Annotated in this window: 15 protein-coding genes; 9 read left to right on the top strand and 6 right to left on the bottom strand. The window is 72.0% G+C overall.

Annotated features, from left to right (window positions below; translation table 11 throughout):
• Positions 1–6 precede the first annotated feature (6 nt).
• Together ABZ454_RS18400 and ABZ454_RS18395 are read left to right on the top strand one after the other, a co-directional pair.
• Positions 7–915 carry a 5'-3' exonuclease gene (locus ABZ454_RS18400; protein ID WP_356317482.1) on the top strand — a complete coding sequence of 303 codons (909 nt, stop codon included), beginning with the start codon at positions 7–9 and terminating at the stop codon, positions 913–915.
• An 81-nt stretch (positions 916–996) separates the two neighbouring features.
• Positions 997–1,839 carry a siderophore-interacting protein gene (locus ABZ454_RS18395; protein ID WP_359539158.1) on the top strand — a complete coding sequence of 281 codons (843 nt, stop codon included), beginning with the start codon at positions 997–999 and terminating at the stop codon, positions 1,837–1,839.
• A 417-nt stretch (positions 1,840–2,256) separates the two neighbouring features.
• Here ABZ454_RS18395 and ABZ454_RS18390 read toward each other — a convergent pair whose 3' ends face one another.
• Entirely contained in the window at positions 2,257–2,955 is a 699-nt protein-coding gene (locus ABZ454_RS18390) for a MerR family transcriptional regulator (protein ID WP_359539157.1), read from the bottom strand.
• A 106-nt stretch (positions 2,956–3,061) separates the two neighbouring features.
• Between ABZ454_RS18390 and ABZ454_RS18385 the strand changes: the two genes are divergently transcribed.
• On the top strand, positions 3,062–4,024 hold the full coding sequence (locus ABZ454_RS18385; RefSeq protein WP_359539154.1) for a hypothetical protein: 963 nt from the start codon (positions 3,062–3,064) through the stop codon (positions 4,022–4,024).
• Positions 4,021–4,494, top strand: a complete 474-nt coding sequence (locus tag ABZ454_RS18380) for an ABA4-like family protein (protein ID WP_359539152.1) — start codon at positions 4,021–4,023, stop codon at positions 4,492–4,494. The genes ABZ454_RS18385 and ABZ454_RS18380 overlap by 4 nt, the downstream gene beginning before the upstream one ends.
• A gap of 11 nt (positions 4,495–4,505) precedes the next feature.
• Here the strand turns inward: ABZ454_RS18380 and ABZ454_RS18375 are convergent, their stop codons facing one another.
• The 3 genes from ABZ454_RS18375 to ABZ454_RS18365 form a co-directional block, all read right to left on the bottom strand.
• Entirely contained in the window at positions 4,506–5,285 is a 780-nt protein-coding gene (locus tag ABZ454_RS18375; RefSeq protein ID WP_359539150.1) for an ABC transporter permease, read from the bottom strand.
• Positions 5,282–6,295, bottom strand: a complete 1,014-nt coding sequence (locus ABZ454_RS18370) for an ATP-binding cassette domain-containing protein (RefSeq protein WP_359539148.1) — start codon at positions 6,293–6,295, stop codon at positions 5,282–5,284. Before ABZ454_RS18370 ends, ABZ454_RS18375 begins: the two co-directional genes overlap by 4 nt.
• Before the next feature lie 215 nt (positions 6,296–6,510).
• Positions 6,511–7,170 (bottom strand): PadR family transcriptional regulator, encoded by a 660-nt coding sequence (locus tag ABZ454_RS18365; RefSeq protein ID WP_359539146.1) that lies wholly within the window; start codon positions 7,168–7,170, stop codon positions 6,511–6,513.
• Positions 7,171–7,382: 212 nt separating this feature from the next.
• Here ABZ454_RS18365 and ABZ454_RS18360 point away from each other — a divergent pair, with 212 nt between their 5' ends.
• From ABZ454_RS18360 to ABZ454_RS18340, 5 genes are all read left to right on the top strand, one after another.
• Complete coding sequence (locus tag ABZ454_RS18360) at positions 7,383–7,967, top strand: sigma-70 family RNA polymerase sigma factor (RefSeq protein WP_359539144.1); 585 nt, start codon at positions 7,383–7,385, stop codon at positions 7,965–7,967.
• Positions 7,964–8,737: an anti-sigma factor gene (locus ABZ454_RS18355; protein WP_359539142.1), complete on the top strand. Its 774-nt coding sequence runs from the start codon at positions 7,964–7,966 to the stop codon at positions 8,735–8,737. The genes ABZ454_RS18360 and ABZ454_RS18355 overlap by 4 nt, the downstream gene beginning before the upstream one ends.
• A 443-nt stretch (positions 8,738–9,180) precedes the next feature.
• Positions 9,181–10,719, top strand: a complete 1,539-nt coding sequence (locus ABZ454_RS18350) for a molybdopterin-dependent oxidoreductase (RefSeq protein ID WP_359539403.1) — start codon at positions 9,181–9,183, stop codon at positions 10,717–10,719.
• 102 nt (positions 10,720–10,821) lie between these two features.
• Complete coding sequence (locus ABZ454_RS18345) at positions 10,822–11,478, top strand: fasciclin domain-containing protein (protein ID WP_359539140.1); 657 nt, start codon at positions 10,822–10,824, stop codon at positions 11,476–11,478.
• A gap of 391 nt (positions 11,479–11,869) precedes the next feature.
• Positions 11,870–12,316, top strand: a complete 447-nt coding sequence (locus tag ABZ454_RS18340; RefSeq protein WP_359539138.1) for an SPW repeat protein — start codon at positions 11,870–11,872, stop codon at positions 12,314–12,316.
• A gap of 274 nt (positions 12,317–12,590) precedes the next feature.
• Here the strand turns inward: ABZ454_RS18340 and ABZ454_RS18335 are convergent, their stop codons facing one another.
• Positions 12,591–15,425: a DEAD/DEAH box helicase gene (locus ABZ454_RS18335; protein ID WP_356317486.1), complete on the bottom strand. Its 2,835-nt coding sequence runs from the start codon at positions 15,423–15,425 to the stop codon at positions 12,591–12,593.
• A gap of 78 nt (positions 15,426–15,503) precedes the next feature.
• Positions 15,504–16,412 carry a diacylglycerol kinase gene (locus ABZ454_RS18330; protein ID WP_359539137.1) on the bottom strand — a complete coding sequence of 303 codons (909 nt, stop codon included), beginning with the start codon at positions 16,410–16,412 and terminating at the stop codon, positions 15,504–15,506.
• Positions 16,413–16,418: the final 6 nt, after the last annotated feature.

Below are 16,418 nucleotides of genomic sequence, written 5' to 3'. Positions count from 1 at the left end.
CGCCTGATGCTCCTCGACACCGCCTCCCTCTACTTCCGCGCCTACTTCGGGGTCCCCGACTCGGTGCGCGCGCCGGACGGGACACCGGTCAACGCCGTCCGCGGCCTGCTGGACTTCATCGGCCGGCTCGTCCAGGACCACCGGCCGGACGATCTGGTCGCCTGCTGGGACGCGGACTGGCGGCCGCAGTGGCGGGTGGACCTGATCCCCTCGTACAAGGCGCACCGCGTCGCCGTGGAGACGGAGGCGGGACGGCCCGACGAGGAGGAGACGCCGGACACCCTGGCCCCGCAGGTGCCGGTCATCGCGGACGTCCTCGACGCCCTGGGCATCGCCCGGGTCGGCGTGGCGGGGTATGAGGCCGACGACGTCATCGGCACGCTGACCGGGCAGGCGACCGGTCCGGTCGACATCGTCACCGGCGACCGGGACCTCTACCAGCTGGTGGACGACGCCCGCGGGGTGCGGGTGCTGTACCCGCTGAAGGGCGTCGGCACCCTCCAGCTGACGGACGAGGCGTGGCTCCGCGAGAAGTACGGGGTGGACGGCTCCGGCTACGTCGATCTGGCGCTGCTGCGCGGCGACCCGAGCGACGGGCTGCCGGGCGTCCCCGGCATCGGCGAGAAGACCGCGGCGAAACTGCTGGACGCGTTCGGCGACCTGGCCGGAATCATGGCGGCGGTCGACGATCCGTCCGCCGGACTGACCCCCTCCCAGCGCAAGCGGCTCGACGAGGCCCGCGACTACGTGGCCGTCGCGCCGACCGTGGTCCGGGTCGCCGGTGACGTCCCCCTGCCCGCTTTCGACCCCGCACTCCCCACCGAACCGCGCGATCCCGCGACGCTCGAAGCGCTCGCGGACCAGTGGGGGCTGGGCGGAGCGCTCCAGCGTCTACTCTCCACACTCGCCGCCTGAGGTGTTAGGTTAGGTGACCCTAAGACCAATGGTCCCGTGTATGGGCCACCGGTCCGGCACCCGGAGCAGGGAGACAACCTCGTGGCAGAACGACCGGCGCGGCGGGCACCCAAGGCGCGGAGCGCGCAGGTCCTGCGCACCGAGCAGATCACCCCGCACATGATCCGGGTGGTGCTCGGCGGTGACGGTCTCGCCGACTTCACGCTGTCCGGCTGCACCGACCACTACGTCAAGCTGTGCTTCGCCCCCGAGGGCGCCGACTACGCACACCCCTATGACATGGCCCGCATTCGCGAGGAGTTCCCGCGCGAGCTCTGGCCCACGACGCGTACCTACACGGTGCGCTCCTGGGACCCGGAGGCGCGGGAGCTGGCGATCGACTTCGTGGTGCACGGCGACGAAGGCCTCGCCGGTCCGTGGGCGGCACGCGCGGTGGCGGGCGAGCAGGTGACCTTCCTGGGCCCCGGCGGCGGTTACGGCCCCGACGCCTCGGCCGACTGGCACCTCCTGGTGGGCGACGAGAGCGCGCTGCCGGCGGTGGCCGTGGCGCTGGAGCAGATGCCCGCGGGGGCGGTGGTGCACGCGTTCATCGAGGTCGCGGACGCCTCGGAGGAGCAGAAGATCGCGTCGCCCGACGGCGTCGAGGTCACCTGGCTGCACCGGGGAGAGCGGCCGGTGGGCGAGGCGCTCACCGCCGCGGTCAAGGAACTGGAGTTCCCCACGGGCGACGTCCAGGCGTTCGTCCACGGGGAGGCCGGCTTCGTCAAGGAGATCCGCCGCCACCTGAGGCTCGACCGCGGGATCCCGCTGCCGCAGTTGTCGATCTCCGGCTACTGGCGGCTCGGCCAGAACGACGACGCCTGGCGCTCGGTCAAGCGCGAGTGGAACGAGCAGGTGGAGCGCGAGCAGGAGAGCGCCGCGTAGCCCCTGGCGACACGAACCGCACAGTGCCCCGGCCCCTGTGGACCGGGGCACACGCGTGTCCGCCCGCGCCACCGGCCCCGCCGCCGGGGCGCGGCTCGTGTACGCCGGAATGCAGTTCGTGTACGCCGGGGCGCGGCTCGTGTACGCCGGGATGCAGCTCGCGTGCGCCGGGATGCAGCTCGTGTACGCCGGGATGCAGCTCGTGTACGCCGGGGCGCGGCTCGCGCACCCAGGGGCGCGAGGGGCGCGACTCGGGTACGCCGGGGCGCGAGGGGCGCGACTCGGGTACGCCGGGGCGCGGCTGGCGCGCCCCGGACCGGACCGCGCGCACGTGTCGGGGCGTCGGCCTGGTGGCCGGGACCCGTCCCCGTCGGCACGCGTGTCCCGTGGCCGGGACGTTCGCCTCGCGCCGCGGGCTCAGCCGCCCGCCTCCGCCCCTCCCGGCTCACTGCCACCCGGCTCCCCGCCCCCCGCCTCCGAGCCGCCCGGCCCCTCGCCGTACGCCCGTGCCGACGCGTCCACGTGGGCCAGCCGTCGCAGCGCGGCGAACATCGCCTCGCCGAGCACCGTGCCGACGACCACGCTCTCCACCAGGTCCTCGCGCGCCACGCGGCGCCCGACGTAGTCGAGATCGATCCGCGCCACCCGTTCGGCGGCGGTCGCGTAGTCGTCGAGCAGTTCGACGAAGCCGCCGTGCCCGGCCGCGCGCAGCGCCACCAGCACCTCCGCCAGGGACTCCCCGCCAGGGCTGCGCGGCTCGGACCGCCAGCCCCTGCGCTTCAGCAGTTCCGCCACGTCCTCGCGGGCGTCCTCCAGTTCGGGCCCGTGGTCCTCGCCCTGCGACGGCGCGAGACCCTTCGCGGCGGCGCCCAGCACGTCGAACAGGGGCTGCTCCGGGTCCTCCATCACCCGGAGCACCTCCCGGATGGTCGCCAACGGGAGCCCGCCGACGTCCAGCAGAGCGCGGATCAGCCGCAGCCTGCGGGCGTGCCCGTCGTCGTAACTCGCCTGGTTCGGGCTGGTCAGCCGCCCGGCAGGCAGCAGCCCTTCCCGTACGTAGAACTTGATCGTCGGTACCGGAACCCCGGACTTGCGGCTCAACTCGCCGATGCGCACCGCGCGTTCTCCCTCTTACCGCTTGCCAACCCCCGCGCCCATCCTAGATAGTTCCACTATCGGATAGCGGCGAGTGCCACTATCCATAATGACTCTGGGGGATCTCATGCGGCATTGGCGTACCTGGCACCGTCCGTTAGTCCTCTTCGCCGCCGCCATGGCCGTGATGGCGGTGGTGTCGGGCGTGGGCCTGCTGGTCGACGACCGGGTCCTGGCGGGCTCGGCGATCTGGTCCAAACCCTTCAAGTTCGCGGTCTCGTTCGTGGTGTACGCCCTCGCGCTCGCCTGGATGCTGACCCTCCTCACCCGGGGCCGGCGCGCCGGCTGGTGGGCCGGGACCGTGGTCGCGCTCTCCAGCCTCGTCGAGATGGCGATCATCACGCTGCAGGTCGTCCGCGGAAAGCGCAGCCACTTCAACGTGGCCACGCCCTTCGACGCGTCACTGTTCAGCGCGATGGCCGTCACGGTGGTCATCCTGTGGGCCGGCACCCTGGTCATCGCGATCCTGCTGCTGCGGGCCCGCATCGCGGACCGGGCCTCCGCCTGGGCGATCCGCTCGGGCGTGTTCCTCGCCCTGGCGGGCGCCGGCGTCGGCTTCGTCATGACACGGCCCACGACGGAGCAGCGGGCGGCCGGCGACCTCGACACGGCCGAGGTGATCGGCGCGCACGCCGTGGGCGTACCGGACGGCGGACCCTCGATGCCGCTGACCGGCTGGTCGACGACCGGTGGCGATCTGCGCATCCCGCACTTCGTGGGAATGCACGCACTCCAGTTGCTTCCCCTGTTCCTGATGGCGCTGGTCGCGCTGGCGCCCCGCTTCGCCCGGCTGCGCGACCCCCGGGTCCGGCTGCGCCTGGTACTGGTCGCCTCCGGCGCCTATGCGGCGCTCACCGCTCTGGTCACCTGGCAGGCCCTGCGTGGTCAGTCGCTGATCCACCCGGACGGCGTGACCCTCGTCACCGCCGCGCTCGTCCTGGCCGCCACCGCCGCCGGTGCGTACGGGGCGCTGCGGCCGCGTTCCGGGGCGCCCGCCACCGCCGTCGCGGAGAAGGAGCTCGTGTCATGACCGGTGCGCTCTTCGAGGCCTCGTTCGTGCTGGCGGCGCCGTTCTGGCTGCTCATGATCTTCATGCCGGGGCGGGCGGTCACCGCCAGGGTCGCCGCCTCGCCGCTGACCGTCCTGCCGGTGCTCGCCGTCTACCTGGCGATGGCCCTTCCGGTCCTTCCCGAGCTCTGGACGGCGGTGAGCAGCCCGGACATCGACACGTTCCGCGATCTGACCGCGCTGGCGAACGGAGCAGGTGCGGTGTGGGCGCAGGTCATCGCCTGGGACCTGCTGCTGGGGCAGTGGATGTTCCTGGAGAGCCGGCGGCTGGGGATCTCGCCGTATGCGATGGGCCCTCTGCTGGTGCTGACGATTCTGCTCTCGCCGTTCGGATTGCTGCTCTTCCTGGCCCTGCGCGCGGTCCGGGCACGCGGAACCCGGCCCGGGAGCGAGCTCCCGGGCCGGGCGGGCGGTGCGGTGGCGGGCCGTTGAGGGACCGCCCCTCAGACGGACTTCTGGTACGAGCGGAAGGTGCGGGTCGACAGGTGGACCGCGATCACGGCGAGCACCAGCAGCGCTCCCCCGCGGTTGAGCACGAGACCCCAGTCGGGGTCCGAGGTCAGCGCCGACCGGCCGGCCACCATCGCCCAGTTGACGGGGTTGAAGTCGGCGATGTGGCGCATCCAGGGAGGCATCTGGCTCGGGGCCATGAAGGAGGTGGACAGGAAGGTCAGCGGCAGGAGGAGGAAGGTGTTGATGCCGATGATCGACTCCCGCTGGCGCACCAGCATGCCCAGGGCGTTGGAGAGCGCGCCGAAGACCGTACCGAGCAGGATCGAGGCGAGCACCAGGATCAGCAGCCCGCCCGCTCCGCCCGGATAGGTGGCGCCCGCGGCCCGGCCGAGCAGGACGATGATCACGGACTGCACCGCGGTGCTGATGCCGTTCTGCACGACGTTGGCGTTCATCAGGGCGTTGCGGCTGACGGGCGTCGTCAGGAAGCGGTTGAGCGTGCCGCGCTCGATCTCCTCCAGGGTGCCCATTCCGGCCCACATGCTGGATCCCAGGGCGCTCATCACGACGATGCCGGGGATCAGGTAGTCCAGGTAGGACGTCGTGCCGAAGCCGCCGAGTTCGACGACCTTCTTGAAGAGGTTGCCGAACAGGAACAGCCAGATGACCGGCTGGATCAGCGAGATCGCCAGGAAGACCGGCTGTCTGAGGATCGCCATCAGCTGGCGCTGGGTCATGTACCAGGTCTGGGCCCATGCCTGACTGCTCATCGGGTGCCTCCCGCGGCGGCCGGTGCGGGGGCGCCGTGCCGGCCTGCGGCCTCCGCCTCGGAGAAGCGGCGGCCGGCGTAACGCAGATAGACGTCGTCGAGGGAGGGGCGGGCGACCGTGGCGGCTGCCACGGCCGCGCCGGCCCGTTCCAGGGCGGCGAGAAGCACCGGGACGGCCGCCGCCCCGTCCTCGGCGCGGACGCTGACCCGGCGGCCGTCGACGAGCACCTCGTACACGCCGGGCAGCCCGGCGAGGGCGGCGGTGGCGGCGTCGCGGTCGCCGTCGGCGCGCAACTCCATGTGGACGGCGTCGCCCCTCAGTTCGCCCTTGAGGTCGTCGGGGGTGCCCTCGACGACGACGCGGCCCCGGTCGACGATCGCTATGCGTTCGGCGAGCCGGTCGGCCTCCTCCAGGTAGTGCGTGGTGAGCACGATGGTCAGGCCCTCCTCGTCGGCCAGCCGGGAGATCTCCTCCCACATCGCCGTGCGCGCCTCCGGGTCGAGGCCCGTCGTCGGTTCGTCGAGGAAGAGCACCTCGGGGCGGTGCACCAGCCCGAGCGCCACGTCGAGCCGGCGCTGCATACCGCCGGAGTACCCCTTGACCTGGCGCTTCCCGGCGTCCGCCAGGTCGAAGCGGTCCAGCAGTTCGTCGGCCCGGCGCTGGACGGCGGCGCCGCGCATTCCGTACAGCCGGCCCTGGAGCACCAGGTTCTCGCGCCCGGTGGCGACCGGGTCGGCGCCGGACTTCTGGGCGACCACGCCGATGGCCCGGCGGACCCGGCCGGGGTGGCGCAGGACGTCGTGCCCGGCGACGGAGGCGGTCCCGGAGTCCGGGCGGGCGAGGGTGGTGAGGATCTTCACCGTGGTGGACTTGCCGGCGCCGTTGGGCCCGAGGAGCCCGAAGACGGTGCCGGAGGAGACGGTGAGGTCCATCCCGCTGAGCGCGGTGACGCCCCCGGGATAGGTCTTGATCAGCTGCCGCGCCTGAACGGCGGGCGCACGGGTGCTCATGGCGGAGCTCTCCTGTGGTCGGCGGGACGCCCGGGTCTCCGAGCGCCCTGTGGGCCGAGCCGGTCCGCGCGTGGAGTGCCGGGCTATCCTGGGTGTGCCGCACCTCGATCGCCTGGCGTGCCTTCACGGCTTGTCCGGTCCGGGGTTCGAGACCCTGGCGGGCGCTGCTCCAACAGCTCCCGCCGGGGTCTTCCGCTCTTCGTCCACCCCTCCCGTCACATGTGTCCGGGGTCGAGGACGATGTCCTGCTCGTCCAGGTCCTGCCAGTCCTGGGGCACCTCACCGGTCTCGTGGAACGACTTCCATTCCTCGATGCCGCTGATGGTCGAGTCGGCGATCTCCTTACGGAAACCCCTGATCCACTCCAACTGCGCCTCGATCATGTGGAGCTGGTACTCGCTCTCCACGACGAAGACCCGGGGCAGCATGCCGCCCAACTGGGCGAGCACCCCCCGCAGGGCCGCCGCCCGGACGCTCTGGGCCTGCTCCCGGTCCAGCAGGAGCTCCGCCACCTCGTCCGGCGGCAGCACCGGAAGGAGCGACAGGGCGGTGTCGAAGAGGGGGAACTCGGCGGCCGGCACCGCGATCAGATCGGACAGCCAGTCCAGCATCTCGACGCGTCCGGCCTCGGTGATGCCGTACAGCGTGCGCTCGGGGCGGTTGCCCTGCCGCTGCACACCCGTCACCTCCACGAAACCGTGCTTCTCCAGGTTCTGGACCACGGTGTAGAGCGAGCCGAAGTTGATCTTGACGCTGTGCTCCTTGCCTCGACGGCGCAGGGTCTGGGCGATTTCGTACGGATGCATGGACCGCTCGGCGAGCAGCACCATCACCGTGAGCGCCAGTGGATTGCCGAGCTTGCGCCGCTTGGCCACCGCCCTCGCCACCCCTTCCCTTCGCCGTTGCGCGGGTTCACTTCGTCGTCGAATACTCGTGACCGAACATATCGCGAGCGTCGGCGACCGTCAACCGCGATGTATCGCGAATTCAGGGGATGCTGGAAGGATCTCGCGCTGTGACCCATCCGCGCCGCCGTCGGCTCCGAATCACCTCTCGAGACCGATGAGCACCCTGGGAGGAACCCCGCGTGAAGGAAGCCGTGTACATCAGCGGACCGGCCCCGGCGGGGCCCGATCTCCCGGAGCTTCTGGGGAGGGTGGCCCGGGGCGACCAGGAGGCCTTCGCCCAGGTGTACGAGGTGGTCTGCGGGCCGGTGCTGGGGCTGGTGCGCAGCGTTCTGCGGGATCCCGCCCAGTCGGAGGAGGTCGCACAGGAGGTGCTGGTCGAGGTGTGGCGCACGGCGGCGCGCTTCCAGGCCGCCCGCGGCAGCGCCATGAACTGGGTACTCACCCTGGCGCACCACCGGGCGGTGGACCGGGTGCGCTCGGTGGAGGCGACGACGGCCCGGGAGCACAAGGCCGCGCTGCTCGACCGCACGCCCGCCTTCGACCACGTCACCGAACAGGTCGAGACCCGGCTGGAGCGGGAGCAGGTACGCCGCTGCATGCGGACCCTCTCAGAACTGCAACGGGAGTCCGTCACCCTCGCGTACTACCGCGGACTGACCTACCGCGAGGTGGCGGAGCTGCTCACGGCACCCCTCGGAACGATCAAGACCCGCCTGCGCGACGGACTGATCCGGCTGCGCGACTGCCTCGGAGTGAGCGCATGAGCGACGCCGGACTGCACACACTGACCGGGGCCTATGCCCTGCACGCCCTTCCGGAGTCCGAACGCCGCGCGTTCGAGCGGCACCTGGGCGACTGCGGGGCCTGCGCCCTGGAGGTGCGCGAGCTCTCGGAGACCGCGACCCGGCTCGGGCTCGCCGTCTCCGCCGCGCCACCACGGGAGCTGCGCGAGCGGGTGCTGCGGGAGATCACGACCGTACGCCAGGAACCGCCGCCCGGTGGCCGCCGCACCCGCACCGGGCCCGCCGACCGCGTCGGCGCGGGCCGGATCCGGCGGTGGCCGGCGTTCGCGCTCGCCGCGAGTCTGGCCGCGGCGGCCGGTCTCGGCGGCGTCGCGGTGTGGCAGAACCAGGAGGCGCGGGACGCCCGGCAGGAGGCCCGTGCCGCGCAGGAGTGGAGCGAGCGGCTCGCCCAGGTCCTCGCGGCGCCCGACGCCCGGTCGCGGTCCGGGACGATGAGGAACGGCGCGCGGGGCACCGTGGTGGTCTCCGAGAGTCAGGACCGCGCCGTCTTCCTGGCCTCGGGGCTGGCCGAGCCCCCCAGCGGCAAGGTCTACCAACTCTGGTTCGACGACGACGGCACGATGCGCCCGGCGGGGCTGATGCCGACGAAGGGCGACGCCTCGACCTACGCGGCGCTGCTCGACGGACCGGTGGACGGCGCCACGGGCATGGGCGTCACCGTCGAGCCGACGGGCGGCTCGACGCGGCCGACGTCCGCCCCGCTGGCCCTGATGCCCCTGCCGCCCGCCTGAGCGCGGACGTACACGCGCCCCGGGCACGCCCGCCCGACCGGAAGCAGCTCGGCGCAGCCGCCGTCCGCCCCGCCGGCCCTGATGCCCCTGCCGCCCGCCTGAGCGCGGACGTACACGCACCCCGGGACACCCGCCAGACCGGAAGCGGCCCGATGCGGCCGACGTCCGCCCCACCGACGGCCGTCGGTCGAGCGCAGCCGTACACGCACCCCGGCCACCCCGCCCGCCCGGAAGCGGCTCACCGCAGCCGCACACGCCCCCCGCACCGCCGCCCGGCCCAACCCGGGTCACATTCATTCGGATGACCGACCAATCCGCCGGGCATCCGGGAACGAATCCCGGATGTGAGTGAAGATCAGAACGAAGCGCGGAACGGGGCCCCCGGGCCCCGACGGTCCCGGCGGGCCCGCTGGGTACGTGTCGTCCTCGCCGCGCTCAGCGGTGTGATCGCCGGCTTCTGCGCCCTGGCCGTCGCCGAGTTCACGGCAGCGGTCGTCCGTCCCGAGGCGGGTCCGGTCGCGGCGGTGGGCGGTGCGGTGATCGACCGCGCTCCCCCGGCGCTCAAGGACTTCGCCGTACGGAACTTCGGCACGAACGACAAGCTGGTTCTGCAGCTCGGAATCCTCACCCTGCTGGCGGTCTTCGCCATGGCGATCGGGGTGCTGGCGCTGCGGCACCGGCTGCTGGGTTCGGCCGGGGTACTGGTCTTCGGAGTCGTCGGGGCAGTCGCGGCGGTCGGGCGGCCCGAGGGCCGTGTGTCCGACGCGCTGCCTTCGATGGTGGGCGCCGTGGTGGCCGCGGGAGTGCTGTATCTCCTGGCCGGGCGGCTGGCACCGGCTTCCCGTGCCTCCCCCGCGGCTGGCGGGAGGGACGGCGAGCCGGACCACGGCGCCTTCGACCGGCGGGGATTCGTCATCGCGGCGAGCGCCGCGGTGGCGGCCTCGGCAGGCGCCGGGCTGCTGGGGCGTCACCTCACCTCCGCCGTCCAGGCCGGTGCGGCCGCCTCACGGGAGGACCTCGTCCTGCCCGTACCCGACTCGGTGGCGCCGGCCGTCCCCGCGGGCGCCGATCTGGGAATCCCGGGACTGAGCTCGTTCGTCACCTCGAACAAGAGCTTCTACCGGGTGGACACGGCGTTGGTCGTGCCGCGCCTCGATGCCGGCGAGTGGCGGCTGCGGGTCCACGGCAAGGGGGTGAGCAGGCCCCTGACGCTCACCTTCCAGGACCTGATGCGCAGGGAGATCATCGAGCGCGACATCACCCTGGCGTGCGTTTCCAACGAGGTGGGCGGGCCCTACATCGGCAATGCGCGGTGGATCGGCGTGCGGCTCGCCGACGTGCTGCGGGAGGCCGGGGTGAAGCCCCCGTCGCGGGGCGGGCCCGCCGACCAGCTCGTGGCGCGCTCGGTGGACGGCATGACGATCGGCACCCCCGTCGAGGCCGTCATGGACGGCCGCGACGCCTTGCTCGCCTTCGGCATGAACGGTGAACCTCTGCCTTTCGCGCACGGCTTCCCGGTCCGGATGGTCGTCCCCGGCCTGTACGGATACGTGTCCGCCTGCAAATGGATCAAGGACATCGAACTCACCACGTTCGACGACTACGACGCCTACTGGGTCAAGCGGTCCTGGTCCCAGCAGGCCCCCGTCAAGACCGAGTCCCGCATCGACACCCCCCGCCCCTTCGCCTCCCCGAAGGCCGGCGTGATCCCGGTCGCCGGGGTCGCCTGGGCCCAGCACCGCGGCATCCAGCGGGTCGAGGTCCGGGTGGACGGCGGCCCGTGGCACACCGCGCGGCTTGCGGCCGAGGACAACCGGGACACCTGGCGCCAATGGGTGTGGGAATGGCCGGCCACCTCCGGCGACCACACCCTCGAGGTCCGCGCGACGGACCGGACCGGGACCACCCAGACCGGACACCGCGTCGGCACCGTGCCCGACGGCGCGACCGGCTGGCACTCGGTGGTGGTCGACGTGTCCTGAGCTCTTCCACCGCCTTCCGTACCGAACGCCCCTGACCACCCCCACCCACCACCGATTACCCAGCGTGACGCATGTGTCACCCGTCCGCACCAGGAGAACAGCATGAAGCTCAATCACGCCCGTCGCGCCGCCGCCCTCGCCTCCGCGGCCATCGCCCTGCCACTCGCCCTGGCGGCCTGCTCCAGCGACTCCGACTCCGGGAACAGCGCCTCCGGCTCTACCGCGACTTCGGCGAAGCCCTCGGACACGGCCTCGGCGTCCGCCGGCGACACGATGCCCACGGACCGGCCCTTCGGCCCTGCCTGCGCGACGGTGCCGAAGGACGGGGCGGGCTCCTTCGACGGCATGGCGAAGGACCCGGTCGCGACAGCCGCCTCGAACAACCCGGCCCTCTCCACCCTGGTCACCGCGGTCAAGCAGGCCGGCCTGGTGGACACCCTGAACAACGCGCGGAACATCACGGTGTTCGCCCCCACCGACGACGCCTTCGCCAAGATCCCGAAGGCCGACCTGGACAAGCTGCTCGCCGACAAGGCAGCGCTCACCAAGGTGCTCACGTACCACGTCGTAGGGCAGAAGCTGACGCCGCAGCAGCTGCGGAAGGGGTCCTTCGACACCCTGGAGAAGAGCGCGCTCACGACGTCCGGTTCGGACATGACGTACACCGTGAACGACTCCTCGAAGGTCGTCTGCGGCAACGTCCGGACCGCCAACGCGACGGTCTACATCGTCGACACGGTTCTGATGCCCGCCGGCTAGCGGTTTCCCGCGCCCGCCCGGCAGGGGCCTTGTTCGTACGGCGGGACCGGGCGGGGCGACGGACGGCAGACAGATGGCCGCGCTCGTCGCGGATGGCCTGGTGGGCCGGTGCAGTGCACGGGCTCAGCGTGATCCCGGCACGAGGGAGCGGACCGCCGCACGTCCCGCTTCCGGGGTACGGCGCCCGCGTGCCGCGTACGCCGGATCTGATCGATCCGGCCGGACGGCTCGACGACCGGTGAACCGATCCGGACCCCTGCAATTCCCGCAGATATTCGGTCGCCTTGAAACTACACATAAGGGGAAAATAAGAGCAGAATGGCATAGCAGGCCGCTTTTCACCCCCACAGCGTCGGCCAGGCCTGCAGGATCGAAGGAGGCGAACGAACTCATGTCAAACGTCTCGCACGCCGGTCATGACATGGCCGGACATCCCGATGTCACCGAGATGCGCGACCGCTACGACCGGATGATGGGTGGCCGCGATGTGGTGCTCGTGGACGGACCGGTGTTCCTGGTCGGTCTGTACTGCGCCATATCGCCCTGGGTGCTGCACTTCACGACCTCCCAGTCCTCGCTGGCGTCGCACAACCTGGTCATGGGCATCGCCATTGCCGTGCTGGGGCTCGGATTCACCATGATGCCGCGGCGAATGTACGGCCTGAGCTGGGCCATCTGCGCCATGGGCGCCTGGATGATCATCTCGCCCTGGGTGGTGGGCAGCAGCCCGGACATGGGCGTCATCCTCAACAACGTCATCATCGGCGGTCTGACCGTCCTGCTGGGGCTGGTCTGCGCGGGCGCCTCGATGAAGAGCGACACCAAAGGCCGTACCTGATCGCGGGTGACGGGAGGAGCACGCCGTCGGCCGACCCGTTGGACGCGGGATCGGCCGACGTCTGCTTCCGCCCGTCCGGCGTCCGAGCAGCCGGAGTCCGCGGCGGCGAAGCTTCCTGAGGACAGGACGGGTTGGGCGTGAGGGGCGAAGCCCGCCGCAGGCGCAGGTCGCCCACGGCCGGCCGCAGAGCCCCGTACGGACACCCGGCCCAACGCCACGCGCACCACGCCGCACCGGCCCGCCCACCCGGCGACGCATCGCGCCGCACTTCGCCTCACCCCACGGAGCTGTAAGCCACCACTCCTCGCAACACCTCGTCAACCGCCTTCCGCGCGTTGCGCCCCACCGAACTGCCCTCGCGCGGCGCCGCGGCAGCCACCTGCCCCAGCACGTCGATCACCTGCTTGCACCACCGCACGAAGTCCCCCGCCGGCATCTCCGCCTCGCGCAGCACCTCGTCCAGCGACCGCCCGGACGCCCACATGTACACCGCCCAGGCGAATCCGAGATCGGGTTCGCGCTGTCCGACCCCCTCCGCCTGGTTGATCTTGAAGTCCTCCTCCAGGGCGTCGAGCCGCCCCCAGATCCGGACCATCTCACCCATCGCGGTCTTGGCCGGCCCGGACGGCAGCTTCGGGGCCACCGCGTCGTCGGACTGCCGCGCCTCGTACACCAGCGCCGACACGCACGCCGCGAGTTCGGCGGGATTGAGGCCCTCCCACACACGCGCCCGCAGGCATTCGCTGGCCAGCAGGTCCAGTTCGCCGTACAGCCGGGCCAGCCGCTTGCCGTGCTCGGTGACCTCGCTGCCGCGCAGGTAGTCGAGCTCGGTGAGCAGAGCCACGATCCGGTCGAAGGTGCGGGCGATGGTGTTGGTCCGCCCCTCGATCCGCCGCTCCAGCTGCCGGGTGTCCCGCTCCAGCCGGTGGTACCGCTCGGCCCACCGCGCATGGTCCTCGCGCTCGTCGCACCCGTGGCACGGATGGGCGCGCAACTCGGCCCGGTAGCGCGCGATCTCGCGGTCGTCGGCGGCGACGGACCGCTCCCGCCGGTGGCGGTCGGGCACGATGTGCCCGGCCTTGGTCCGCAGCGCTGACGCCAGGTCACGCCGCGACTGCGGCGAGCGCGGGTTGAACGACTTCGGGACGCGCATCCGCTCCAGCGCCTCGACCGGCACCGGGAAGTCGATCGAGGCCAGCCGCTTCACCTGGCGCTCCGCGGTCAGCACCAGCGGCCGCGGCCCGTCGTGGTATTCGAGCCCGCGGTGCCCGTGCCCGTTGGTCCGCCCGGCGGGCAGCCCCGGGTCGAGGACGAGCGCCAGACCGGCGAACTTGCCGGTGGGCACATGGATGACGTCTCCCGGCTTGAGCTTCTCCAGGGACGCCGCCGCCGCGGCCCGCCGCTGCGAGGCGCCCTGCTTGGCGAGCTCCGTCTCGCGGTCCTTGAGGTCGCGGCGCAGCCGCGCGTACTCCTCGAAGTCACCGAGGTGGCAGGTCATGCCCTCCCGGTAGCCCTCCAGGCCCTCCTCGTTCTTCTGGACCTGGCGGGAAATCCCCACCACCGACCGGTCCGCCTGGAACTGGGCGAAGGAGGTCTCCAGCAGCTCCCGCGAGCGGTGCCGCCCGAACTGATGCACCAGGTTGACGGCCATGTTGTACGAGGGCCGGAAGCTGGAGCGCAGCGGATACGTCCGGGTGCCCGCGAGTCCGGCCAGAGCCCCCGGGTCCATGCCGCGCTGCCAGAGCACCACGGCGTGGCCCTCGACGTCGATGCCGCGCCGGCCGGCCCGGCCGGTCAGCTGGGTGTACTCGCCGGGGGTGATGTCGGCGTGCTGCTCGCCGTTCCACTTGACGAGCTTCTCCAGGACCACCGAGCGCGCCGGCATGTTGATGCCGAGCGCGAGGGTCTCCGTCGCGAAGACCGCCTTGACGAGCCCGCGCACGAAGAGTTCCTCGACGACCTCCTTGAAGGTCGGGAGCATCCCCGCGTGGTGTGCGGCAATGCCCCGCTCCAGGCCTTCGAGCCACTCGTAGTAGCCGAGGACGTGCAGGTCCTCGGTGGGGATGGACGCCGTGCGCTGCTCGACGATCTCCCGGACCAGCCGGCGCTTGTCCTCGTCGTTGAGCCGCAGTCCGGCGTGCAGACACTGCTGTACCGCGGCCTCGCAGCCGGCCCGGCTGAAGATGAACGTGATGGCGGGCAGCAGTCCCTCGGCGTCGAGCCGGTCGATGACCTCGGCCCGCGACGGTGTCCAGATCCGGCTGCGCTGGCGCCGCTCGCGCTCGCGGTCCGCCTCGCGCACCATCTTTCCGCGGCGGCGCTCGCGCGGGTTGTACCCGCGCTGGTTCTCCATGCGGGCGAGCCGGACCAGGTCGGGGTTGACCTCACGGCGTCCCACGCCGCGGCCGCCGTGGTCGCTCTCCTCCTCGAAGAGGTCGTACATCCGGCGGCCGGCCAGCACGTGCTGCCAGAGCGGCACCGGCCGGTGCTCGGAGACGATCACCTGGGTGTCGCCGCGGACGGTGTCCAGCCAGTCCCCGAACTCCTCGGCGTTGGACACGGTCGCCGACAGCGACACGAGGGTGACGGATTCGGGGAGGTGGATGATCACTTCCTCCCACACGGCGCCCCGGAAGCGGTCGGAGAGGTAGTGGACCTCGTCCATGACCACGTGACCGAGACCGTTCAGCGCCTGGGAGCCCGCGTACAGCATGTTCCTGAGCACCTCGGTGGTCATCACGACCACCGGTGCGTCGGCGTTGACGCTGTTGTCCCCGGTCAGCAGGCCGACCTTGTCCGCGCCGTAGCGCTTGACCAGGTCGGCGAACTTCTGGTTGGACAGGGCCTTGATCGGCGTGGTGTAGAAGCACTTGCGGCCCTGGGCGAGGGCGAGGTGCACGGCGAACTCGCCGACAATCGTCTTGCCCGACCCCGTGGGGGCCGCGACGAGCACACCCTTGCCGGCCTCCAGCGCCTTGCAGGCCTCGATCTGATAGGGGTCCAGATCGAACTCGTACATCTCGCGGAACGGCCCGAGCGCGGTCGCCTGCTCGGCGGCTCGGATCCGGGAAGCCTGGTATCGCTCAGCTGGTGAGAGGTCCTCTGTCATCTTGTCCACGAGCCTACCCGCCGCCTCTGACAGTGACGCGATCTTTATCGAGCCCGCCGGCCCGGGCGCGGGCCCCCGTCACAGGAGCGGGTCAGAGCCGGCTCCCAGGACCCGGACCGCACCCGGTACGCAGGTGGCGGTCAGCGGCAGCGCGCCGAGCTGCTCACCGTCCGCGTACGCGGTGACACCGACCGCTTCGAGCGCGATGGAGGAGACCCGGTGCACGGTGACGGCGGGGTGGCCGAGGTGCGTCCCCTTGTAGACCTTGGGGAACACCTTGAGGAGGGTGGCGCGGCTGCAGTCGCCGACGACGGTCACGTCGAAGAGGCCGTCGTCCATGACGGCGTCCGCGCAGATCCGCATGCCGCCGCCGTAGGTCGATCCGTTGCCGACGGCGACGAGCGTCGCCTCGGTCTCGCGGAACGGTCCGCCGTCCAGACTCATGCGGTACCGGATGGGCGCGAACGCGGCGAGTTCGGCGAGGATCGCGAGGTCGTACTTGAACCGGCCGCCGACCCAGCGCATCCGGTTGCCGCGGTCGTTGACCCGGGAGTCGAAGCCGGAGGCGAGCACCGAGCCGAACCAGCGCTCACCGACCCGGCCGAGGTCGATCTCGCGGACGTCGCCGCCCTTGAGCGCCTCCGCGGCCAGCCGCCCCGCCGCCGCCGGGTCCCGTATCGGCATCCCGAGGGCCCGCGCGAAGTCGTTGCCCGTCCCGACGGCGACGACGCCCAGCGGCGTCAGGGTCCCGGCGACCGCCTGGAGGGCGAGGGACATCATGCCGTCCCCGCCGACGGCTATGAGCGCGCCCGTCCCCCCGGCCACGGCCTCGCGCGCCCGCCGCAACGCGTCGTCGGCGTCCTCACCGAGCACCGTACGGACGGAGAATCCGGCGTCCCGCAACGCGGAAGCGGCCGGCTGCGCGGCGCGCGCGCCCCGGCCGCGTCCCGCGGTGGGATTGACGAAAAGGGTGATCTCGCTGGTCACCCGGGG

The sequence above is a fragment of the Streptomyces sp. NPDC005803 genome, from assembly GCF_040630435.1.
Classification (GTDB): Bacteria; Actinomycetota; Actinomycetes; order Streptomycetales; family Streptomycetaceae; genus Streptomyces.
This window is presented reverse-complemented; position numbering and strand designations above follow the sequence as displayed.

What these genes read in the sequence shown, in the direction of transcription:
- ABZ454_RS18400 (WP_356317482.1), top strand. Translation starts at nt 7, where the DNA reads ATGCTCCTCGACACCGCCTCCCTCTACTTCCGCGCCTACTTCGGGGTC.
- ABZ454_RS18385 (WP_359539154.1), top strand. Translation starts at nt 3,062, where the DNA reads ATGCGGCATTGGCGTACCTGGCACCGTCCGTTAGTCCTCTTCGCCGCC.
- ABZ454_RS18380 (WP_359539152.1), top strand. Translation starts at nt 4,021, where the DNA reads ATGACCGGTGCGCTCTTCGAGGCCTCGTTCGTGCTGGCGGCGCCGTTC.
- ABZ454_RS18375 (WP_359539150.1), bottom strand. Translation starts at nt 5,285, where the DNA reads ATGAGCAGTCAGGCATGGGCCCAGACCTGGTACATGACCCAGCGCCAG.
- ABZ454_RS18370 (WP_359539148.1), bottom strand. Translation starts at nt 6,295, where the DNA reads ATGAGCACCCGTGCGCCCGCCGTTCAGGCGCGGCAGCTGATCAAGACC.
- ABZ454_RS18355 (WP_359539142.1), top strand. Translation starts at nt 7,964, where the DNA reads ATGAGCGACGCCGGACTGCACACACTGACCGGGGCCTATGCCCTGCAC.
- ABZ454_RS18345 (WP_359539140.1), top strand. Translation starts at nt 10,822, where the DNA reads ATGAAGCTCAATCACGCCCGTCGCGCCGCCGCCCTCGCCTCCGCGGCC.
- ABZ454_RS18340 (WP_359539138.1), top strand. Translation starts at nt 11,870, where the DNA reads ATGTCAAACGTCTCGCACGCCGGTCATGACATGGCCGGACATCCCGAT.
- ABZ454_RS18335 (WP_356317486.1), bottom strand. Translation starts at nt 15,425, where the DNA reads ATGACAGAGGACCTCTCACCAGCTGAGCGATACCAGGCTTCCCGGATC.